The organism is Bradyrhizobium sp. WSM2793 (assembly GCF_000379585.1).
Taxonomy (GTDB): Bacteria; Pseudomonadota; Alphaproteobacteria; order Rhizobiales; family Xanthobacteraceae; genus Bradyrhizobium.
This window is the reverse complement of the sequence record NZ_KB902835.1, coordinates 213186-232832: the sequence shown is the minus strand read 5'-3', so window position 1 is coordinate 232832 and position 19647 is coordinate 213186. Positions and strand designations below refer to the sequence as shown.

Annotated in this window: 21 protein-coding genes; 9 read left to right on the top strand and 12 right to left on the bottom strand. The window is 65.1% G+C overall.

What is annotated here, in order from left to right:
• Positions 1-77: 77 nt before the first annotated feature.
• The 3 genes from A3AS_RS0140585 to A3AS_RS0140575 all read right to left on the bottom strand — a co-directional run bounded on the left by A3AS_RS0140585 (position 78) and on the right by A3AS_RS0140575 (position 1579).
• Positions 78-869 carry a hypothetical protein gene (locus A3AS_RS0140585; protein WP_018323141.1) on the bottom strand — a complete coding sequence of 264 codons (792 nt, stop codon included), beginning with the start codon at positions 867-869 and terminating at the stop codon, positions 78-80.
• 175 nt (positions 870-1044) lie between these two features.
• Complete coding sequence (locus tag A3AS_RS0140580) at positions 1045-1263, bottom strand: hypothetical protein (protein WP_018323140.1); 219 nt, start codon at positions 1261-1263, stop codon at positions 1045-1047.
• Between the two features lie 79 nt (positions 1264-1342).
• On the bottom strand, positions 1343-1579 hold the full coding sequence (locus tag A3AS_RS0140575) for a hypothetical protein (RefSeq protein ID WP_026202882.1): 237 nt from the start codon (positions 1577-1579) through the stop codon (positions 1343-1345).
• A gap of 265 nt (positions 1580-1844) precedes the next feature.
• Here A3AS_RS0140575 and A3AS_RS0140570 point away from each other — a divergent pair, with 265 nt between their 5' ends.
• A complete protein-coding gene (locus A3AS_RS0140570) occupies positions 1845-2192 on the top strand; it encodes a DUF6481 family protein (RefSeq protein ID WP_018323139.1) in 348 nt (115 codons plus the stop codon).
• 109 nt (positions 2193-2301) lie between these two features.
• Here the strand turns inward: A3AS_RS0140570 and A3AS_RS0140565 are convergent, their stop codons facing one another.
• Positions 2302-2547 (bottom strand): pentapeptide MXKDX repeat protein, encoded by a 246-nt coding sequence (locus A3AS_RS0140565; protein ID WP_018323138.1) that lies wholly within the window; start codon positions 2545-2547, stop codon positions 2302-2304.
• A 334-nt stretch (positions 2548-2881) separates the two neighbouring features.
• On the opposite strand from A3AS_RS0140565, the gene dctP reads away from it, so the two are divergent.
• Genes dctP through A3AS_RS0140550 form a run of 3 tightly spaced genes read left to right on the top strand, consistent with a single transcriptional unit; the run spans position 2882 to position 5810 of the window.
• The gene (dctP, locus tag A3AS_RS0140560; RefSeq protein WP_018323137.1) at positions 2882-3904 is read left to right on the top strand and encodes a TRAP transporter substrate-binding protein DctP; all 1023 of its coding nucleotides are present in this window, start codon (positions 2882-2884) and stop codon (positions 3902-3904) included.
• Positions 3901-4455 carry a TRAP transporter small permease gene (locus A3AS_RS0140555; protein ID WP_018323136.1) on the top strand — a complete coding sequence of 185 codons (555 nt, stop codon included), beginning with the start codon at positions 3901-3903 and terminating at the stop codon, positions 4453-4455. The genes dctP and A3AS_RS0140555 overlap by 4 nt, the downstream gene beginning before the upstream one ends.
• Positions 4452-5810, top strand: a complete 1359-nt coding sequence (locus tag A3AS_RS0140550) for a TRAP transporter large permease (protein ID WP_018323135.1) — start codon at positions 4452-4454, stop codon at positions 5808-5810. Before A3AS_RS0140555 ends, A3AS_RS0140550 begins: the two co-directional genes overlap by 4 nt.
• 106 nt (positions 5811-5916) lie before the next feature.
• Here the strand turns inward: A3AS_RS0140550 and A3AS_RS0140545 are convergent, their stop codons facing one another.
• On the bottom strand, positions 5917-6609 hold the full coding sequence (locus A3AS_RS0140545; protein WP_018323134.1) for a GntR family transcriptional regulator: 693 nt from the start codon (positions 6607-6609) through the stop codon (positions 5917-5919).
• Between the two features lie 216 nt (positions 6610-6825).
• Here A3AS_RS0140545 and A3AS_RS0140540 point away from each other — a divergent pair, with 216 nt between their 5' ends.
• The 4 genes from A3AS_RS0140540 (at position 6826) to A3AS_RS0140525 (ending at position 10723) form a co-directional block, all read left to right on the top strand.
• Positions 6826-7449 (top strand): TRAP transporter small permease, encoded by a 624-nt coding sequence (locus tag A3AS_RS0140540; RefSeq protein WP_018323133.1) that lies wholly within the window; start codon positions 6826-6828, stop codon positions 7447-7449.
• A complete protein-coding gene (locus tag A3AS_RS0140535; protein ID WP_018323132.1) occupies positions 7449-8714 on the top strand; it encodes a TRAP transporter large permease in 1266 nt (421 codons plus the stop codon). Before A3AS_RS0140540 ends, A3AS_RS0140535 begins: the two co-directional genes overlap by 1 nt.
• A gap of 24 nt (positions 8715-8738) precedes the next feature.
• A complete protein-coding gene (locus tag A3AS_RS0140530; protein ID WP_018323131.1) occupies positions 8739-9722 on the top strand; it encodes a TRAP transporter substrate-binding protein in 984 nt (327 codons plus the stop codon).
• Positions 9723-9796: 74 nt separating this feature from the next.
• Positions 9797-10723 carry a dihydrodipicolinate synthase family protein gene (locus A3AS_RS0140525; protein ID WP_018323130.1) on the top strand — a complete coding sequence of 309 codons (927 nt, stop codon included), beginning with the start codon at positions 9797-9799 and terminating at the stop codon, positions 10721-10723.
• 160 nt (positions 10724-10883) lie between these two features.
• Here the strand turns inward: A3AS_RS0140525 and A3AS_RS0140520 are convergent, their stop codons facing one another.
• The 4 genes from A3AS_RS0140520 to A3AS_RS0140505 are packed head-to-tail and all read right to left on the bottom strand — an operon-like array spanning position 10884 to position 16561.
• The gene (locus tag A3AS_RS0140520; protein ID WP_018323129.1) at positions 10884-11795 is read right to left on the bottom strand and encodes a hydroxymethylglutaryl-CoA lyase; all 912 of its coding nucleotides are present in this window, start codon (positions 11793-11795) and stop codon (positions 10884-10886) included.
• A 1-nt stretch (position 11796) separates the two neighbouring features.
• A complete protein-coding gene (locus A3AS_RS0140515) occupies positions 11797-13800 on the bottom strand; it encodes an acetyl/propionyl/methylcrotonyl-CoA carboxylase subunit alpha (protein ID WP_026202880.1) in 2004 nt (667 codons plus the stop codon).
• A 4-nt stretch (positions 13801-13804) separates the two neighbouring features.
• Complete coding sequence (locus A3AS_RS0140510; RefSeq protein WP_018323127.1) at positions 13805-15409, bottom strand: carboxyl transferase domain-containing protein; 1605 nt, start codon at positions 15407-15409, stop codon at positions 13805-13807.
• 24 nt (positions 15410-15433) lie between these two features.
• Positions 15434-16561: an isovaleryl-CoA dehydrogenase gene (locus A3AS_RS0140505; RefSeq protein ID WP_085964294.1), complete on the bottom strand. Its 1128-nt coding sequence runs from the start codon at positions 16559-16561 to the stop codon at positions 15434-15436.
• Positions 16562-16729: 168 nt separating this feature from the next.
• On the opposite strand from A3AS_RS0140505, the gene A3AS_RS0140500 reads away from it, so the two are divergent.
• Complete coding sequence (locus A3AS_RS0140500) at positions 16730-17758, top strand: AraC family transcriptional regulator (protein ID WP_018323125.1); 1029 nt, start codon at positions 16730-16732, stop codon at positions 17756-17758.
• Positions 17759-17847: 89 nt separating this feature from the next.
• Here A3AS_RS0140500 and A3AS_RS0140495 read toward each other — a convergent pair whose 3' ends face one another.
• From A3AS_RS0140495 to A3AS_RS0140485, 3 genes are all read right to left on the bottom strand, one after another.
• Positions 17848-18141, bottom strand: coding sequence for a DUF3551 domain-containing protein (locus A3AS_RS0140495; protein ID WP_026202879.1), 294 nt, complete (start codon positions 18139-18141; stop codon positions 17848-17850).
• A gap of 243 nt (positions 18142-18384) precedes the next feature.
• Positions 18385-18876: an Lrp/AsnC family transcriptional regulator gene (locus A3AS_RS0140490; protein WP_018323124.1), complete on the bottom strand. Its 492-nt coding sequence runs from the start codon at positions 18874-18876 to the stop codon at positions 18385-18387.
• A 279-nt stretch (positions 18877-19155) separates the two neighbouring features.
• Positions 19156-19461: an ETC complex I subunit gene (locus tag A3AS_RS0140485; RefSeq protein ID WP_018323123.1), complete on the bottom strand. Its 306-nt coding sequence runs from the start codon at positions 19459-19461 to the stop codon at positions 19156-19158.
• Between the last annotated feature and the right edge of the window lie 186 nt (positions 19462-19647).

Here is a 19647-nt window from a genome sequence, read left to right as displayed (position 1 = left end):
GACAATCGGTTGGCGGCACCAGAACAAAAGAGGCGGGCTTTCGCCCGCCTCTTTCAGGTCAGGATGCGACCATTGCCTTAGCGGCACGCTCGCGGATCGGTCGCCACGTACTGCCCGTCCGGATAGCGGTAGTAGCAATTGCCCTGCGCCCAGTAGTAGCCCGGCTGGGATGCGGCGGTGGCACCGGCGATGGCTCCGGTCGCGCCGCCGAGAACCGCGCCCGCGGCAGCCCCTGTGGCGTTACCCGAGATCAGTCCGCCCAGCACGCCGCCGACGATGGCGCCGCCAAGCGCGCTCGCGCCGGGATCAGCCGGCGGCGGCGGAGGTGGCGGTGCATAGGCGACCGGAGGCGGCGGCGGGGCATAGGCCACCGGGACGTCGTCGTAATACTCCTCGGAGATGTAGGCCGGCGGGCCGGCCATCCGCTGCGGATAATAATACCAGACGCCGCCAACGTCCCACCACCAGCCGGAGCGGCCGTTGTGGACTTCGTGGCGCCAGCGCCCACCATCCCATGAGCGATTGCCACGATAGGCCTGTCCGCCCCAGTCGCGCGTCGGAGCGGGACCACGGGCGACATGGCGTCCCGGCGGCGGGCCGCCGGCGCCGTGCGGACCGGGACCAGCATGGGGCTGGCCACCGGGCTGCGGCGCGGGTCGGGCCGCCTGCTGCGGCGGCGGGCCCCTGCGCATGTTCTGACTGTCCGGAGGCGGTGCCCCTGCGCCCGGGCGGGCCGGAGGCTGGCCGGCGTCCCTTGGTGGCCTTGCGTCCCTCGACGGCCCGGCGTCCTGGGCCTGTGCCGAAAGCGCGAGCAACGACATGGCCGAAACCAAGGAAATGATGATCTTCATGCGGCTGGACGCACTCATGCGTGCTTGACCCCTACTCTCTCGAATGCCGTGGTGCCTGGCGCGATAGACGATTCGGATCGCGCTCGGCTTGATGCCGGCTGACATAGCTGACCTGCTTTGGTCAGCTATGTCGCGTTACAAATGGTTAAGATCACGGCATTTTTTCGGCTCGACGGGCCGTGCTGGACCGCTTCTAGCGGGCCGGCTCGATCACGTTGCAATTGCTCCGCCCGGACATCAGGCAGTCCTGCATCTTGCTGGCCGCGGTGAGGTCCCGCGCGAGCCACCAGCCGACGCCGAGGATCAGGATCGCGATGATCAAGCCGGCGATCGCGCCACGGCGGTTATCACCGGGTTGGGATTTCGGCTTTTCGCCCCGTTCGGGCTTGGACTCGAGCTTGGACCTGGACATGGCTACCTACCGCGCGGGCGTGCCGGCTTACCACCTCTGCGACGTCCCGTCACATCCCGATCAGCCCAGTTCGTCGGGTTCAGCCTCGGGTCGCCCGGATCGCATCCTTGCGCGAGGTTTCGACCGCCGGGATCGCCTGTTGGAGCCGCGGTGCACAGGTCGTGAGCACGAACGCGGTCTGGGTGCATTCCCAGTCGGCACCCAGGACGGCACTCTCGATGGGCTGCGGACGAGCGAGCAGCAGCGCCGCGCCGGCAACGGCTATCAGGGCCAAGGCGATTGCGAGCGCCTTTTGGTGGAAGCGGAAGAACGTCATGCCCGTGCTCCGTCTCGTATCGGGGCGGACGCTAGGCGTCGCCCGCGTGCTCCCTTATGAGGGACATCACAATTCGGCAGTTTTTCCGGGCTACGAGATCGTCGGGGCGGCGATTTTTCGTCTACCTGATCGGCTGCGATTATGGGTGGCTTCGCGACGCGCGCCGATGTACACGCTTCTGCGTCGCGTGGCGCCCGCTATGCCCAGCCGACGTACCAACACGCAGTGATGTAGGGCTGAAAGTGAGGAAGACAAGGTTCGTTCGATGAGTGGATTCAGGGAACCAGGCTTCTCCGACCGACAAAAGGCGGCGCAGGAAGCACGCAAAAATCTTTTGAACAAATTCAAGTCGCAGCCCGGTCACGACGATCCGGCGGTTGCGGCACGACGCGCCGAGCGCGAGGCCCTCGCGGCCAAGCGCGCCGAGACAAAGGCAGCGCGCGAGGCCGAAAAGGCCGAGCAGAAGCGTATCGCGGAAGAGGCCGCAGCGGCAGAGGCAGCCCGGATCGCCCGCGAGGCGGAGGAAGCGATCGCCAAGCAGGCTGAAATCGAGGCCGAGCAGAAGGCCAAGCGCGACGCCCGCTACGCCGCCCGCAAGGCCAAGCGCAAGTAGCATTCCCGGTCGCGTTCAACTGAAGTTGAACTGACTATTCCGGGGCGGTCCACGTGACCGCCCCTGGGTTTTCGACGCACGTCCGTCTGCTGCGGACGACAGTCGAAGATCAGTTCTTCTTCATCATCCCGTCGTCCTTCTTCATCCCGTCCTTCGACATGTGATCTTTCTTCATGCCGTCGTCCTTGGACATGGTGTCCTTCTTCATCATGCCGTCCTTGGACATCGTGTCCTTTTTCATCATGCCGTCATCCTTGCCCATCTTGTCCTGAGCAAAGGCGGCCGGCGCGAGCGCGAGGCCGAGCGAGAGAGCGGCAGCGGAGACGCCGAGCACGATACGGGTGCGAATGGTCATGGATCATCTTTCCTTCGAGATGGTGTTGGTCAGCGACGGACGCCGCTATTCAATCTCGACGGATGGACGCCCCGCATTGTTACCTCCCCGCGAGATAAATTTTTGACGAGCCTGCTGCGATCCGCCGTTCTAGGGAGGCCGGGGCCTGCGGTGGAAAGCGGATGTGTGCAGCGCAGCACGGTCACCCCCCTTGCCGCGGCATTCGGTCTCGAACTATCAGATGAGAGAATATCGGGTGAAAGACCGGCTAGGATGGGCCTACGTGCCGGTCAAATGACCCGCCCAAATCACGCCAACAAGAACCGTTCGAAGAAACGCTCAGAGGGATCACACCATGCTCACGCGCCGCCATCTGCTCGCGACCGCGGTCGCCGCACCCGCCATTCTCCGCTTCGGCACCGGCACCGCGCAGGCCGCGACCACGCTGAAGATCTCGCACCAGTTCCCCGGCGGCACCATCGACAAGGGTGATTTCCGGGACCGGCTTTGCCGTATGTTCGCTGCTGAAGTCGCTAAGCGCAGCAACGGCGACATCGCCGCCGAGATCTATCCGAACTCTTCGCTGATCAAGACCAACGCGCAGTTCTCCGCGATGCGCAAGGGCGCGCTCGACATCAGCCTCTATCCGATGCCCTACGCCGGCGGCGAGCTACCGGAGACCAATATCGGCCTGATGCCCGGCCTCGTGACCACCTACGACCAGGGCCTGCGCTGGAAGAAGGAGCCGGTCGGCAAGGCGCTGACCGACTTCCTCGCCGACAAGGGCATCATCCTGCTCTCCTGGGTGTGGCAGGCCGGCGGCGTCGCCAGCCGCTCCAAGCCAATCGTCGCGCCGGAAGATGCCAAGGGCCTGAAGGTACGCGGCGGCTCGCGCGAGATGGACATGGTGCTGCAGACCGCCGGCGCCTCGGTGCTGTCGGTGCCCTCGAACGAAATCTACGCGGCGATGCAGACCGGCGCCTGCGATGCCGGCATCACCTCCTCGACCAGCCTGATCTCGTTCCGTCTGGAAGAGGTCGCCAAGTCCCTGACCTCGGGCGCGGGCGCCTCCTACTGGTTCATGCTCGAGCCGCTGATGATGTCGAAAGCGATCTTCGACAAGCTGCCGAAGAACCAGCAGGACATCCTGCTCGCGGTCGGCACCGAGCTCGAGGCCTTCGGCCGCAAGGGCGCGCAGGACGACGACGTCGAGGTCGCCAAGGTCTACGAGAAGGCCGGCGCCAAGGTCTCGGTGCTCGACGCCGCGACCGTCGGCAAGTGGCGTGACATCGCCCGCGACACCGCCTGGAAGGACTACAGCGCCAAGACCGCGACCTCGGCGAACCTGCTCAAGCTCGCCATCGACGTCGCCGCATGAGCCATGGTCCGCTTCCGGATCGTGACGATCAAACCATCGCTGCCGCAGGGACCGGCCTTGCGGCGGCGATCGATCGCGGTCTTGCCATCCTCAACGGCATCATCGTCGTGTTCGCCGCGATCGCACTGGTCGCGGCCTGCGCCATCCTGAGCTACAGCGTGCTCAGCCGCGCCTTGTTCAAGGCCGCCAATTACTGGCAGGACGAGGCCGCCGTGTTCCTGCTGGTCGGCGCGACCTTCATGACGGCCGCCTATGTGCAGCAGAACCGCGGCCATATCGGCATCGAGGCCTTTGTCGGCCTGCTCTCTCCGCTCGCGAACCGGATCAGGCTCTGGCTGGTCGACGCCTTCACGTTCCTGTTCTGCGCCTTCTTCACCTGGAAGTCCTGGACGCTGGCCCATGAGGCCTATGTCGACGGCCAGGTCTCCAACTCGATGTGGTCGCCGCCGCTCGCCATTCCCTATTCGCTGATGGCGTTCGGCATGAGCCTGCTCTGCATCCAGATCCTCGTGCAGCTTGCGCTGCCGTTTACCGGAGCCAAGCGTTCATGAGCGTGTTCGGTATCGGCGTTGCCTACGGCGTTGCGACGCTGCTCGTGATGTTCTCGGGCATGCCCATTGCGTTCGCGCTCGGCGCGGTCGCGGTCGTGTTCATGGGCATCTACATGCCGGCGGCGTCCCTCGATACGGTGACGCAAAACGTCTACGAGGAAATGGCCTCGATCACGCTGTTGTCGATCCCGCTCTTCATCCTGAAGGGCGCCGCGATCGGCAAGTCGCGCGCCGGCCAGGATCTCTATTCGGCCCTGCATGCCTGGCTGCATCGCGTGCCCGGCGGGCTCGGCGTCGCCAACGTTTTCGCCTGCGCGCTGTTCGCGGCGATGGCGGGCTCCTCGCCTGCGACTTGCTCGGCGATCGGTTCGGCCGGCATCCCCGAGATGCGCAAGCGCGGCTATTCCGGCGGCTTTGCCGCAGGGATCATCGCTGCCGGCGGCACGCTCGGCATCCTGCTGCCGCCTTCGATCACCATGATCCTGTTCGCAGTCGCCGCCGAAAAATCGCTCGGACGGCTGTTCCTCGCCGGCATCGGACCGGGCCTGCTGCTGGTCTCGCTGTTCGGCGCCTACGCCGTGATCCGCTTCCGTCAGGAATACGCCGCCGCAGAAGCGATCTACAAGAACGGTGGCCCGGAAGCTGCGATTCTCGCCCGCGACGAATACACGCTCGCCGAACGCTTCAGCGTGCTGCCGCGCGTGATCCCGTTCGTGCTGCTGCTCACCGGCGTCATGATCGCGCTCTATGGCGGCTACGCCACGCCGTCAGAGACCGCCGGCCTCGGCGGCCTGCTGGCGCTGGCGCTGATCGCGGCGATCTACAGCGTGTGGCGGCCGAGCGACCTTGCGCCCATCATGAAGTCGACGATCCGGGAATCGACCATGCTGATGATGATCATCGGCATGTCGCTGCTCTATTCCTACGTGATGAGCTATCTGCACATCTCGCAATCGGTCGCCGAATCCATCGTCGCGATGCACCTGCCGCGCTGGGAGCTGCTGTTCGCGATCCTCGTCATGGTCGTCGTGCTCGGCTTCTTCCTGCCGCCGGTCTCGATCATCCTGATGACGGCGCCGATCATTCTGCCGCCGCTGCGTGCCGCCAATTTCGACATCATCTGGTTCGGCGTGGTGATGACCATCGTGATGGAGATGGGGCTGATCCACCCGCCGGTCGGCCTCAACATCTTCGTCATCCGCAACGTCGCACCGGACATTCCCCTGCGCGAGGTGATCTGGGGCACGCTACCGTTCGTGCTGCTGATGATGCTGGCAGTGCTGCTGCTGTGCTTCTTTCCGGCGATTTCGACCGGGCTGCCGGATCTGGTGATGGGGCCGGACGGGAGCAGGTAACAGCAATCACGGCTGCCGTAGGGTGGGCAAAGCGAAGCGTGCCCACCATTCGCGATTGCGGTCACGGAGAGATGGTGGGCATGGCGCTATGCGCCTCTTGCCCACCCTACGATTTCTCTTTCCGCCGCGCCTTCGGCGCGACCACGCTGCCAGCCACCACCTGCAACAGATCCTTGCGCACGGCTTCGATATGCCGTTCCAGGAAGCGGCAGGCCTCCTCGACCTTCTGTGCGCGGCAGAGCGCGATCATATGGGCGTGCTCCTTCTCGGCGGTCCCCATCGCCTTGGTGTTGGAGAGCTGCAGACGCATGTAGCGGTCGCTGGTCTGGAGCAGCGACAGCACGATCGCGCGGGTGCGCGGCTGCGGGGCGTGCACGTAAAGCGCCATGTGGAAGTCGGCGTTGAGCTGTCCCCATTCGCTGACGTTCTTCGCCTTGATCGCCTTCTCGAAGCGCTTGTGGATGTCGTCGAGCCCGTCGAAATCGTCAGCGCAGAAACGCGGCGCCGACTGCGCCAGCAGCCGCGGCTCCAGGATGCAACGCAGATCGAACACGTCGTTGATCTCGTCCAGAGACAGCTCCGAGACGATGGCGCCCTTCTGCGGCACGATCCGCACCAGTCCCTCGGCCTCGAGCTGGAACAGCGCCTCGCGAACCGGAATGCGGCTGACGCCATAGGCCTCGCCGAGCGCATCCTGCCGCAACTGCGACCCGGCCGGATAGGTGCCGTCGAGGATCGCCTGCCTGAGCTGGTCGACGATCGCGGCCGACAGGGTGCGATGCTTCAGAGGCTGTTTCATCTGACCTTCTGTTGTCCTTCCCGACTCGTCCGGCCGAAGCGGTCTCTCTCTTGCATGTCGGGCGCTCCAGCAAAAGCCGGGCGTCCCACAAAGCAGCGTGCCCAGCAAAAGCGCGGCCTGCCGCCGAAATGACTCCAATCTCCGTTTGACACCAAAATTGTATAAATTATACATTTGTCGATAGCACGACAATTTTCGGGGTGTGGGGCCTCTTTCATGATCGAGCAGACGATCCCGGCCAACCGCGCGTTCAGCGTTCGACGGATGGTCATTCGCGCCTCCAGCGCCCTGCTCGCCGTGGAGCGCCTTGCGCTGATGGGCCTGATGTACGTGCTGACCGGCCTGATCCTGGTGAACGTCGTCACTCGCTACGCGCGCTTTCCGATCTACTGGATCGACGAATCCGCTGTTTATTGCGTGGTCTGGCTGACCTTCATCGGTGCCTCCGCGATGACGCGGCTGCGGCTCGACTTCGCGGTCACCATGCTGACGGAGCGTCTTTCGGGGCGACACCAGAAGATCGCGAAGGTGATCTCGACCGGCCTCGTCGTCGTGTTCGGCGCCGCCCTGATCGTCACCTGTGTGCTCTGGATGGATCCGATCGGCCTTGCCCGCGCCGGCTTCGACGGGCGCAAGCTCGCGGCCGAAACCTTCAACTTCCTGTACACCGAGCACACCCAGACGCTGAACTGGCCGACCTGGGTGCTCTACCTGACGCTGCCGATCTTCGCGGTGTCGATGACCGTTCACGGCCTCGCCAATTTGCTGGAAGATCTCGGGCTGGTGCCGCGCATGCCGCCAAAGGGCTTCCAGCTCTCCGAGCTCGACGGGGTCAACTGATGATCACGTCGGCGGCCTTTATGGTTTTCATGCTGGTCGGCGTGCCGATCGGCCTCTGCCTGTGCCTCGCCGGCCTCGTCTACATTGCGGCATCCGGCAATCCCGTGCTGTTCCAGCCCTATCCGCTGCAGCTGTTCGGCGGCGTCGACAGCTACGGCTTGATCGCGATTCCCCTCTTCATCCTGATCGGCGAGATCATGAATGGCGGCGGCATCACACGGCGCATCGTCGACATGGCGATGGCCTTCGTCGGCTCGCTCAAAGGCGGGCTCGCCTACGTCAACATCCTCGCCAACATGTTCATCTCCTCGATCCTGGGATCGGCGACCGCGCAGGTCGCGATCATGGCCCAGATCATGGTGCCGGAGATGGAGAAGAAGGGTTACGACAAGACGTTTGCTGCGGGGCTGACCGCCTACGGCGGCATGCTCGGCCCCATCATCCCGCCCTCGGTGATGTTCGTGGTCTACAGCGTGCTCGCGCAGGTCTCGGTCAGCGACATGCTGATCGCAGGCATCGTGCCGGGCGTCATCCTCACCGTGATGTTCTGCCTCGTCATCGCCTTGATGGGCTATGTCTACAATTATCCGCGCGCGGATTATCAGACGCCGCGCCAGCGCGTCATGACGATCCTGCGGACGTCGCCGACGCTGCTGATCCCGGTTGTCATCGTCGGCACGATTCTGAGCGGTCTCGCCAATGCGACGGAATCCGCCGCGGTCGGCGCTGTGGCCGCCGCACTCGTCGGAAAATACTGGACCAGGGAGTTCGAGTTCTCGCAGCTGCCGCAGATGATGCTGCGCAGCGCGATCTATTCGGCGATCGTGCTGTTCCTGGTCGCGGCCGCCGCGGTGTTCTCCTGGGTCCTGATCTTCGGCAAGGTGCCGCAGGAGACGGCTGCCTGGATCCAGACGGCCGCCAAGGACCCGGTCAGCTTCATGCTGATCTGCAACGTCATCCTGCTGGTGATCGGCACTGTCATCGACGGCATTCCCGGCCTGATCATGACGGTGCCAATCCTGCTGCCTGTTGCGACCGAGGTCTATCACATCGATCCCCGGCATTTCGGCGTCGTGGTGGTGATCAATCTCGTGCTCGGCCTGCTGTCGCCGCCGGTCGGGCTCTGCTTCTTCGTCGCGGCCGCCGTCACCGGCGCCAAGCCCGGCAAGATGTTCATGGTGACGCTGCCCTTCTTCGTCATCTCCTGCGTCCTCCTGGTGCTGCTCTCGCTCTATCCGTCGCTCTCGCTGATCCTCATCAAATAGGCCCGTTCAAAAGGAAGCCCGACCATGCCGCTTACACGCCGCCGCTTTCTCGCCGCCAGTGCCGCCGCATCGGTGTTCGCACCGTCGCTGGCGCTCGCCCAGGCCAAGGAATTCCGCCTCGGCCTGATCACTCCGAACGGCCATTCCTGGAACAAGGCCGCGCTCAAATTCGGTGACGATCTCAAGGCCGCAACCAACGGCCGCCTGACACTGACCGTGTTCCACTCCGGCCAGCTCGGCAACGAGCCCGCGATGATGCAGCAATTGCAATCCGGCGCGCTCGACATGGGCTTCATCCAGGCCGCCGAACTCGGCTCGCGCGTGCCGCACATCGCCGCGATCAACGCGCCCTACATCGTGCGCTCGACGCCGGCGGTGGCGAAATTTGTGCGGCATCCGGCGGCCGTGAAGCTGTTCGAGGTGCTGCCGCAGGAGACCGGCACCATCGGCCTCGGCTGGGGCATCACCGGCATGCGCGCGGTGTTCTCGTCGAAGGATTTGACGACGCTCGCCGACATCAAGGGCATGAAGCTGCGCATCAACCCGACGCCGGTCTATCGTGATTTCTATTCGTCCCTCGGCGCAGCGCCGACACCGATCCCGACGCCGCAGGTGTTCGACGCGATGGCCAACGGCCAGGTCGACGGCCTCGAGGCCGATCTCGAATTCTCCTGGAACCAGCGTTTCGACAAGGTGTCGAAGGTGATCCTGCAGATGAATGCCGTCTTCATGCCGATGGCGGCCGTCGTTTCCGGCCGGGTCTGGCAGTCGCTCCCCGCTGCCGACCGCGAGCTGATCACCAAGACTGTCAAGGCGACTCTGGATGCGCAGATCGACGAACTCGCCGGCAACGAGCCAGCGCTGATCGAGAACTTCAAGAACGCGCCGATCCCGATCCGCCAGGTCCCGGCGGGCGACACCGAGGCCGTCATCGCCGAATTCGACAAGATCTGGCTGCCCAAGGCACCGGTTCTCGCCGAGCTGCGCAAGGTCGGCGCGACGCTCTGATCCCACCCGCCATCCTCTTCACCGCGCCCGGCGGATCCAGCCCCCCGCCGGCAATCTTACCTGGAGTCAAATCAATGAGCCGCCGCGTTTCCTGGGAAGGCGTCTTCCCGGCCGTCACCACCCAATTCCACGACGATCTCTCGCTCGACATCGATGCAACCGCGAAGGTGATGGACGGGTTGATCCGCGACGGCGTCTCGGGCCTGATTGTCTGCGGCTCGGTCGGCGAGAACACCTCGCTGGAGCGCAAGGAGAAGGTCGCGATCATGGAGACGGCGAAGTCGGTCGCCGCCGGCCGCGTGCCCGTATTGTGCGGCATCGCCGAATTCACTACGGCGTTTGCGGTCGAGACGGCGAAGGAAGCCGCGCGCGTCGGCATCGACGGCGTGATGGTGATGCCGGCCCTGGTCTATTCGTCCAAGCCGCACGAGACCGCCGCGCATTTCCGCGCCGTCGCCTCCGCGACCGACCTGCCCGTGATGCTCTACAACAATCCGCCGATCTACAAGAACGACGTCACCCCGGACATTCTCGCCACGCTCGACGACGTCGAGACCGTGGTCTGCTTCAAGGATTCGTCCGGAGACACACGGCGCTTCATCGACACCAGGAACATGGTGGGCGACCGCTTCGTGCTGTTCGCAGGCCTCGACGACGTCATCGTCGAGAGCATCGCCATGGGCGCCGTGGGCTGGGTCTCCGGCATGTCGAACGCCTTCCCGCGCGAGGGCGAGACGCTGTTTCGTTTGGCCAAGGCCGGCCGCCTCGCCGAGGCGATGCCGATCTACGAATGGTTCATGCCGCTCCTGCATCTCGATGCGCGCCCCGACCTCGTCCAGTGCATCAAGCTGTGCGAGCACATCATGGGCCGCGGTACCGCACTGACCCGGCCGCCGCGCCTCGCGCTGCTGCCGCAGGAGAAGGCCGAGGTCGAGGCCATGATGGCCAAGGCACTCAAGAGCCGGCCGCGCCTGCCGGATGTGGGTCTGAAGGCTGCCTGAGCGCAGGTCTCGTAGGGTGGGCAAAGCGACTTGTCCGCCGTAGCTCGAAGAGCGAAGGCAGAAGCGTGCCCACCACCTGTCTCAATCATAAAAAGATGGTGGGCACGGCGCTAGGCGCCTTTGCCCACCCTACGGCACCTGCGCTTACAATGGCGAAGACCTACGAAGCCGCCCGCTTCCTCTTCGCATTCAGTGCTGACGCCACCCGGCTCACCGGCGGCTTGCCCAACACGCCGCTGATCGCGTTCGTGGCCGCCAGCAGCTTGTCCATGTCGACGCCGGTCCTGATCCCCATGCCCTCGAGCATGTAGACGACGTCCTCGGTCGCGACATTGCCGGTCGCTCCCGGCGCGTAGGGGCAGCCGCCGAGGCCGCCGGCTGCAGCGTCGATGACGCGCACGCCCTCCTCCAGGCCGGCATAGAGATTGGCGAGCGCCTGTCCGTAGGTGTCGTGGAAATGCATTGCGAGATTGGCGGCGGGAATGTTGGCGGCAACCGCGCGCAGCATCTCCTTGGCCTTATCAGGCGTGCCGACGCCGATGGTGTCGCCGAGCGAGACCTCGTAGCAGCCGAGATCCCACAGCGTCTTGGCGAGATCGGCGACGGCCTTCGGTTTGATTTCACCGTCGAACGGACAGCCGAGCACGCAGGAGATATAGCCGCGCACCTTGACGCCATCAGCCTTGGCACGAGCCAGCACCGGCTTGAACCGATCGATGGACTCCGCAACCGTGCAATTGATGTTGGCCCGGGAAAAACCCTCGGAGGCCGCGGCGAACACCGAGACCACTCTCGCGCCCGCGGCGCGCGCTGCGTCATAGCCCTTCTCGTTGGGCACCAGCACGTGGAATTCGGCGCCCTTGATGTGGTTCACGCCGCGCAGCACGGCATCCGAGCTCGCCATTTGCGGGATCGCCTTGGGCGAGACGAACGCCCCGACCTCGACCGTATCGAGGCCGGCCGCGACCAGCGCCTCGACGAAGGCGATACGGGCCTCGACGCTGACGGGCGTCTTCTCGTTCTGGAGGCCGTCGCGCGGCCCCATTTCGATGATGCGGACGGGGTCGCTCATATCACTCTCCCGCAGGTTCGACCACCGCGAGCTCGACGCCCTCCTGCACGATGTCGCCGACCTTGCACTTGATGGACTTCAAGACGCCGGCATAGGGCGCGCGCAGCGTCTGCTCCATCTTCATCACTTCCAGCGTCAGGATCGGCGCGCCCTTCTCGAGCTTGGCCCCCTCCTCGGCCAGCACGGCGACGACGGTGCCCGGCAACGGCGCCGCGATCTTGTCTTCGCCGATATGCTCCTCGCTCTCGCCGCCGAACGGATCGACCCAATGCAGGTCGAAGCGGCCGTTGCGCGTGCGCAGGTAAAGCTCATGGCCGGCGACGACCGCGGCGACCGACGATTTGACGCCGTCAAGCGTCAGGTCGAAGCCGCCGTCGCGCGGCGCGATCGCAAATGCCAATTCGCGTTCGCCGATGATCAGCGTCGACGGACCGCTGCCGTAGTTCAGCACGATCTTCTGCTCGGGCCCGTGCCCGACACGAAAGGCAAAGCTGCGCTGGCGGCGGCCGACCGGCTGCCAGCCAAAGGTCCGCCAGGGCGAATTCGCCTCCGCCTGCGCCGCGTGTCGTTCGTCGTCGATAATAGCGGCAACCGCGGCGCACAGCTCGAGCTCACCCGGCGCCGGCGCGGCCTGTGTCAGCACCACCAGCTCGCGCTCGATGAAGCCGGTGTCGATCGCATTCGTCCGCACCTTCGGATGCGTCATCAGCGCCGACAGGAACGGGATGTTGGTGACGATGCCGCGGACGTCGGACTCTTCCAGCCCGCGGTTCAGGCGCTCGATCGCAACGTCCCGCGTTGGCGCCCATGCGATCATCTTTGCGAGCATGGCGTCGTAATACGGCGAGACGCTATCGCCCTCGCGGTAGCCGGCGTCGATGCGCAGGCCACCGGTCTCGGCGGGCAGCCGCCAGGTCGAGATCCTGCCGACCGACGGCATGAAGTTCTTGGTCGGATTCTCCGCGTAGACGCGCGCCTCGACCGCGTGGCCGTTGAGCTTGATCTCGTCCTGCTTCAACGGCAGCGCCTCGCCGAAGGCGACGCGCAGCTGCCATTCGACGAGGTCGACGCCTGATATCAGCTCGGTCACGGGATGCTCGACCTGCAGACGCGTGTTCATCTCGATGAAGAAAACGTCCTTGCCGTCGGAGACGAACTCGATGGTGCCGGCACCGACATAGTTCACCGCGCCTGCGGCCTTTCGCGCGGCGGCACAAACCGCCTCGCGCTGCGCGGGATTGAGCGTCGGCGACGGCGCTTCCTCGATCACCTTCTGGTGTCGGCGCTGCAACGTGCATTCGCGCTCGAACAGCGAGAGCAGATTGCCGTGGCTGTCGCCGATGATCTGCACCTCGATATGCCTGGGATTGTCGACATATTTCTCGATCAGCATGCGGTCGTCGCCGAACGCGGCCTTGGCCTCGCGCTTGGCGCTGACGATCGCGGGCGCGAGCTCGTCGGCCGAACGCACGATCCGCATGCCGCGGCCGCCGCCGCCGGCGGAGGCTTTCACCAGGATGGGAAAGCCGATCTTGTCGGCCGCCTTCGAAAGCGTCGCCTCGTCCTGGGCCTCGCCGTGATAGCCCGGCACCAGCGGCACGCCGGCCTTCTCCATCAGCTCTTTCGAGCCGGACTTCGAGCCCATCGCCGTCATCATCCCGGCGGTCGGGCCGACGAAGACCAGTCCTGCATCGAAGCAGGCCCGTGCGAATTCGGCATTCTCCGACAGGAAGCCGTAGCCGGGATGCACGGCTTCGGCGCCGGTCTTGCGCGCGGCCTCGATCAGCCGCTCGACATTGAGATAGCTGTCGCGGGCCCGCGCCGGCCCGAGCAGCACGGCTTCATCCGCAAGCGCGACATGCATCGCGTCGCGATCGGCCTCGGAATAGACCGCGACCGTGCGCAGCCCCATGGCGCGTGCGGTGCGGATGACGCGGCAGGCGATCTCGCCGCGGTTGGCGATCAGGAGGGTGCGAAAACGGCGGTAGAGCTTTGAGCGGTCCATCGCATCACATCCTGAACAGGCCGAATTTCGTCGGCTCGATCGGCGCATTCGACGCCGCCGAGAGGCCAAGGCCGAGCACGAGGCGGGTATCGGCGGGGTCGATGACGCCGTCGTCCCACAGCCGCGCCGTGGCATAATAGGGGTGCCCCTGGCTTTCATATTGCGCCCGGATGGGCTCGCGGAATTTGTCTTCCTCTTCCTTCGACCAGCTATCGCCCTTGGCCTCGATATTGTCGCGGCGGACCTGGCTCAGCACCATCGAGGCCTGCTCGCCGCCCATCACCGAGATGCGCGCGTTCGGCCACATCCAGAGGAAGCGCGGTGAGTACGCCCGGCCGCACATGCCGTAATTGCCGGCGCCGTAGGAGCCGCCGATCACCACGGTGAACTTCGGCACCGATGCGGTCGCAACCGCCGTCACCAGCTTGGCGCCGTCGCGCGCGATGCCGCCGGCCTCGTACTTCTTGCCGACCATGAAGCCGGTGATGTTCTGCAGGAACACCAGCGGAATGCCGCGTTGGCAGCACAGCTCGATGAAATGCGCGCCCTTCAGCGAACTTTCACTAAAGAGAATGCCGTTGTTGGCGATGATGCCGACCGGATAGCCCCAGATATGGGCGAAGCCGCAGACCAGCGTCGTGCCGTAGAGCTTCTTGAATTCGTCAAACTCGGAGCCATCCACGACGCGCGCGATGATGTCGCGCACGTCGAACGGCTTTCTGCCGTCGACCGGCACCACGCCGTAAATCTCCTCCGCAGCAAACAGCGGTTCACGCGCCGGATGCATATTGAGGTTCGGCCGCACCGACGGCTTCAGCGTGCCGACGATGCGCCGGGCGATGCCGATCGCGTGCGCATCGTTCTGTGCGTAATGGTCCGTCACGCCCGACTGGCGCGAATGCACGTCGGCGCCGCCGAGCTCCTCGGCGCTGACGACCTCGCCGGTCGCGGCCTTCACTAGCGGCGGGCCGCCGAGGAAGATGGTGCCTTGATTGCGCACGATGATGCTCTCGTCCGACATCGCGGGGACATAGGCGCCGCCGGCGGTGCACGAGCCCATCACGATCGCGATCTGCGGGATGCCCTGGGAGGACATCTGCGCCTGGTTGTAGAAGATGCGGCCGAAATGCCGCTCGTCCGGGAATATCTCATCCTGCAGCGGCAGGAAGGCGCCACCGGAATCGACCATGTAGACGCAGGGCAGATTGTTCTGCCGCGCCACGTCCTGCGCGCGCAGATGCTTCTTCACGGTCATGGGATAGTAAGTGCCGCCCTTGATGGTGGCGTCGTTGGCGACGATCATGCATTCGCGCCCCGAAATGCGCCCCACGCCCGTCACGACGCTCGCCGAATGCACATCGCCGCCATAGAGGCCGTAGGCCGCGAGCGGTGACAGCTCCAGGAACGAGGTGCCGGGATCGACCAGCAGGTCGACGCGCTCGCGTGCCAGCATCTTGCCGCGCGAGGTGTGGCGGTTGCGCGAGACCTCGCCGCCACCGCCGGCGACCTGGCTGAGCTTTTCACGCAAGTCCGCGACCAGGGTGCGCATCGCCTCGGAATTGCGCGCAAAGTCGGATGAAGACGGATCGATGCTGGAATGGAGCGGCATGTTGATTCCAATGAGTGAAGGTTTTTAAGCCGTCTCGGACATCAGTTCGCGGCCGATCAGCATGCGGCGAACTTCGGACGTCCCCGCGCCGATCTCGTACAGCTTGGCGTCGCGCCACAGACGCCCCACAGGGAATTCGCTGGTATAGCCGACGCCGCCGAGCGCCTGGATCGCCTCGCCGGCCATCCACGTTGCCTTCTCCGCGGAATAGAGGATCGCCGCGGCCGCATCCTTGCGCAAGCTGCGGGCGTGGTCGGCGCGGTCGCAAGCGCGTCCCACCGCATAGACATAGGCGCGCGTGGCCTGCCACGTCGCGTACATGTCGGCGAGCTTGCCCTGCATCAGCTGGAAATCGCCGATCGGCTGGCCGAACTGCTTGCGCTCGTGCATATAGGGCACGACCGCGTCCATGCACGCCGCCATGATCCCGAGCGGGCCGCCCGACAGCACCGCGCGCTCATAGTCGAGGCCGGACATCAGCACCTTGACGCCCTCACCCACCTTGCCCATCACATTCTCCTCCGGCACCTCGCAATCGTCGAAGAACAAGGGATAGGTGTTGGAGCCGCGCATGCCGAGCTTGTCGAGATGCTGGCCGTGGGTGAAACCCTTGAAGCCCTTCTCGACGAGGAAAGCCGTCATGCCGCGCGGGCCGGCCTCCGGATCGGTCTTGGCGTAGACCACCAGCACGTCGGCGTCGCCGCCATTGGTGATCCACATCTTCGAGCCGTTGAGGACGTAGCGGTCGCCGCGCTTGTCGGCGCGCAGCTTCATCGAGACCACGTCGGAGCCGGCGCCCGGCTCGGACATCGCGAGCGCGCCGACATAGTCGCCGGAGATCAGCTTCGGCAAATAGCGCTGGCGCTGCGCGTCATTGCCGTTGCGGCGGATCTGGTTGACGCAGAGGTTGGAATGGGCGCCGTAGGACAGCCCCACGGCAGCGGAGCCGCGCGAAATCTCCTCCATGGCGACGATGTGGGCGAGATAGCCCATGTTCGAGCCGCCATATTGCTCCGGCGCGGTCATGCCGAGCAGGCCAAGGTCGCCGAAGCGCTTCCAGAGGTCTGCGGGGAACAGATTGGCCTTCTCGATGTCGGCCGCGCGCGGGGTGATCTCGGCCTCCACGAAGGCGCGAAGCGTGTCGCGCAACATGCCGACGTCTTCGCCCAGATCGAAGTCGATGCTCGGGATGTTCAAGGCGATTCCTCCGTATTATGGGGACCGAACCTAGCGGGGTCAGGGCCCTCTTGCGGTCGAAAAGGTTGCATTTTCCGCCAAACTTGGCGAGGATTTTCCCGAGGGAATTCCCAAAGGTTCGCAATGCCCTTTCAAGCCGCAACCGCGATTCCGCGCCGCGCCGTCACCCCCGCCGCCTTCGTGCGGGGCGTGGTTGCCGCCTATGCGCGATACGGACGGGATCCGGCCGAGGCGTTGCAGCGGGGTCAGGTAGCGCCAGACCTTGTCAATTCTCCGGACGGGCGGGTCACGGCCGCCCAGTTCGAGGCCCTGGCGGGCCATGCCATGCGCGAGCTCGACGACGAGGCGCTCGGCTGGTTCTCGCGCCGCTTGCCCTTTGGCACCTACGGCATGCTGTGCCGCGCCTCGATCACAGCGCCTTCGCTGGAGGTGGCGCTCAAGCGGTGGTGCCGGCATCACCGCCTGCTCACCGAGGACGTGCTGCTCGATCTCGAGCTCAGTGAGGAGACCGCCGTGGTCTCCATCCGGGAGCTGCGCGATCTCGGGCCGCTGCGTGAATTCTGCCTGGTCACCCTGCTCCGCTACGTGCTCGGCTTCTCCTGCTGGGCCGTCGATTCCCAGATCGCGCTCCGCGCGGCGGAGTTCCCGTACGCGGAGCCCGGCCATGTCTCGGTCTATCCGACCATCTTTTGCCGGACCGTCCGCTTCGATGCGGACCGCGCCGCTATCATCTTCGACAAGCATTATCTCTCGCTGCCGCTGACGCGCAGCGCCGCCGATCTCGACAACATGCTCAAGGGCGCGCTCAGGCTGACCGTGCTGCCCTATCGGCGCGACCGGCTGCTGGTCGAGCGTGTCCGCCGCGTGCTCCGCAATGCGCGCGGACGCAGTCTCGGTGCCGAGGACGTCGCGAGCGAGCTTGCGCTCTCCACCCGCACCATGCACCGGCGCCTGCGGGAGGAGGCCACCTCGTTGCGCGACCTCAAGGAAGAGGCAAAATTCGAACTGGCAAAACAGGAGCTGATGCGAGGCCGCACGCCGATCAAACGCATCGCCGAGATCGCGGGCTTCCGCAACGAGAAGAGCTTTTCCCGCGCGTTCCGCACCTGGACCGGTGCCTCGCCGCGCGAGTTTCGCGGCCGGTATCGCTGAGACACGCCCGCTGTCGCATCACTGTCAAGAATCTGCGGCCTCCGAGATAAATTCTCGGAGGCCGCAGTCTCGAAACCCGTATTCAGGCGTTAATTCGAGTTGGTCTGCGCGCCCGGGCGAAGCTTGGTGCGCGACTGCTTCGGCTGATAGGCCAGCGCGTCGTTCGAGGTCTTCGCGCCGCCGCTCTGCGAGCAGGTGCCCCCGGTCCCGCCCGCCGCAGCCCGGCAGGCTTCCATCGTCGGATAGCCGCAGCCATGAGCGGCCTGGGCGCCGTTGGTGATGCAGTACTCTTCCGCCTGCGCGGCGGGCGCGGTCATCATGAGAAACGCCGATGCAAACAGCGTCGCAGCGGATGCGACAATCGTCTTCGAGGTCGAGGTCATGGTGTCTTGTCCAGCTTCAGGGGTCCCACAAAAGAGTCCTCAGGATGCGACGCAGGCTGAGGTTCACCCCTTGCATCTAGGCGGCGCACCGAGACCGGCAATCACGTCTCAGCGCATCGCAGGACTTCCGAAATCACATGTCACAGTTATGTGAGTTAATCAGCATTATAGTGCTGACGTCGACGACGCGTAGCGCCGTCCGATTTTTCGCGATCGTGGAGTAACGGCGCCTGGAACGTTCCACTATCCCGCCGATACCGCCGCGACGTCCTGCAGAGGCAGCGGCACATCCTTCGCGACGCCCAACACCGGAAAGCTGCGGACGTTCTTCACGTCAGGCATTGCCGCGAAATGCAGCAGCTGCTGGCGCATGCTCTCGACGCTCGGCGCCACGCATCTCAGGAGATAGTCGGTGTCGCCCGAAATCCGCCAGCACTGCTGGATGCGCGGGATCGCAGCGATCGAGCTCTCGAATGCCTCCAGCACCGGCTGGGCCTGGCTGCCGAGCTGGATCGAGACGAACGAGACCACCTCATAGCCGAGCCGCCGCTCGTCGATGACGGCCCGCACCGCCCGGATCACGCCGCGGCTGAACAGCGATTTCAGCCGCCGCAGGCAGTTGGGCGCGGACACGCCGACGCGCAGCGCCAGCTCGTTGTTGCGGATACGCCCGTCCTGCTGCAGCTCGGATAATATCTTCAGATCGACGCCGTCGAGCTGGTCACGCCCCGCCATAGCCCACCCCGTCGTGGTCCCGATGTCAGGACCAGCGAAGCACGTGGCGGAATTGGTGCCAAGGGTCCGAACCCCGGGGCGCGACGCTATCGCGTTCGGGAGGAATGCCTCCCACGACCGTCATGGCCGGGTTGACCCGGCGATCCACGTTCGTTCACGCCCACCCAAAACGTGGATGCCCGGGCCTCTGCCTCGCCGAAGCGGCTTCGGCCGCGCAGGCGGGACGAGCCCGGGCATGACGAGAACATCACGTCGTTTGAAGTCGAAGCAGCCGCCTTCTCAATGCGTCCAGGGCTCGCCGCGCCGGAACGAGAAGTTGTCGGCATAGGCGACCGGGCGGCGGATTGAATCCTGCGGTTCGATCACCTGGTAGGCGATGCCCTTGCGCTCGCAATAGGCGACCGCCTCTTCCTTGCTGTGGAAGCGCAGCGTGATCTGCTGCTTCATGTCGCCCGACGAGGTCCAGCCCATCAGCGGCTCGACCGCGCGGGGCTGCTCCGGCTCGTAGTCGAGCTGCCATTCCTTCGTCTTGGACCGGCCGGATTGCATCGCGTTCTTGGCGGGCTTGAAAATGCGTGCGGTCATTGGCGGTCCGGCCTCTTCGTCTCTTCGTTCGATTTCGATGCGTCACGGTAGCAGTTGGTGGAAACCTCAGGGATAGTATACAGACACCGATTGGGAACTGATCGGTGATTCCGGCCCCGGGCACCCCTCACCACCGGTATAGTCATTATGCTGCACCGTGACAATTGCGTACCCACCTTTCGCGCT

Bases quoted from the DNA above. Each gene is read 5' to 3' on its own strand.
- A3AS_RS0140585 (WP_018323141.1), bottom strand. From the start codon at position 869: ATGAGTGCGTCCAGCCGCATGAAGATCATCATTTCCTTGGTTTCGGCC.
- A3AS_RS0140580 (WP_018323140.1), bottom strand. From the start codon at position 1,263: ATGTCCAGGTCCAAGCTCGAGTCCAAGCCCGAACGGGGCGAAAAGCCG.
- A3AS_RS0140575 (WP_026202882.1), bottom strand. From the start codon at position 1,579: ATGACGTTCTTCCGCTTCCACCAAAAGGCGCTCGCAATCGCCTTGGCC.
- A3AS_RS0140570 (WP_018323139.1), top strand. From the start codon at position 1,845: ATGAGTGGATTCAGGGAACCAGGCTTCTCCGACCGACAAAAGGCGGCG.
- A3AS_RS0140565 (WP_018323138.1), bottom strand. From the start codon at position 2,547: ATGACCATTCGCACCCGTATCGTGCTCGGCGTCTCCGCTGCCGCTCTC.
- dctP (WP_018323137.1), top strand. From the start codon at position 2,882: ATGCTCACGCGCCGCCATCTGCTCGCGACCGCGGTCGCCGCACCCGCC.
- A3AS_RS0140555 (WP_018323136.1), top strand. From the start codon at position 3,901: ATGAGCCATGGTCCGCTTCCGGATCGTGACGATCAAACCATCGCTGCC.
- A3AS_RS0140550 (WP_018323135.1), top strand. From the start codon at position 4,452: ATGAGCGTGTTCGGTATCGGCGTTGCCTACGGCGTTGCGACGCTGCTC.
- A3AS_RS0140545 (WP_018323134.1), bottom strand. From the start codon at position 6,609: ATGAAACAGCCTCTGAAGCATCGCACCCTGTCGGCCGCGATCGTCGAC.
- A3AS_RS0140540 (WP_018323133.1), top strand. From the start codon at position 6,826: ATGATCGAGCAGACGATCCCGGCCAACCGCGCGTTCAGCGTTCGACGG.
- A3AS_RS0140535 (WP_018323132.1), top strand. From the start codon at position 7,449: ATGATCACGTCGGCGGCCTTTATGGTTTTCATGCTGGTCGGCGTGCCG.
- A3AS_RS0140530 (WP_018323131.1), top strand. From the start codon at position 8,739: ATGCCGCTTACACGCCGCCGCTTTCTCGCCGCCAGTGCCGCCGCATCG.
- A3AS_RS0140525 (WP_018323130.1), top strand. From the start codon at position 9,797: ATGAGCCGCCGCGTTTCCTGGGAAGGCGTCTTCCCGGCCGTCACCACC.
- A3AS_RS0140520 (WP_018323129.1), bottom strand. From the start codon at position 11,795: ATGAGCGACCCCGTCCGCATCATCGAAATGGGGCCGCGCGACGGCCTC.
- A3AS_RS0140515 (WP_026202880.1), bottom strand. From the start codon at position 13,800: ATGGACCGCTCAAAGCTCTACCGCCGTTTTCGCACCCTCCTGATCGCC.
- A3AS_RS0140510 (WP_018323127.1), bottom strand. From the start codon at position 15,409: ATGCCGCTCCATTCCAGCATCGATCCGTCTTCATCCGACTTTGCGCGC.
- A3AS_RS0140505 (WP_085964294.1), bottom strand. From the start codon at position 16,561: ATGTTGCGCGACACGCTTCGCGCCTTCGTGGAGGCCGAGATCACCCCG.
- A3AS_RS0140500 (WP_018323125.1), top strand. From the start codon at position 16,730: ATGCCCTTTCAAGCCGCAACCGCGATTCCGCGCCGCGCCGTCACCCCC.
- A3AS_RS0140495 (WP_026202879.1), bottom strand. From the start codon at position 18,141: ATGACCTCGACCTCGAAGACGATTGTCGCATCCGCTGCGACGCTGTTT.
- A3AS_RS0140490 (WP_018323124.1), bottom strand. From the start codon at position 18,876: ATGGCGGGGCGTGACCAGCTCGACGGCGTCGATCTGAAGATATTATCC.
- A3AS_RS0140485 (WP_018323123.1), bottom strand. From the start codon at position 19,461: ATGACCGCACGCATTTTCAAGCCCGCCAAGAACGCGATGCAATCCGGC.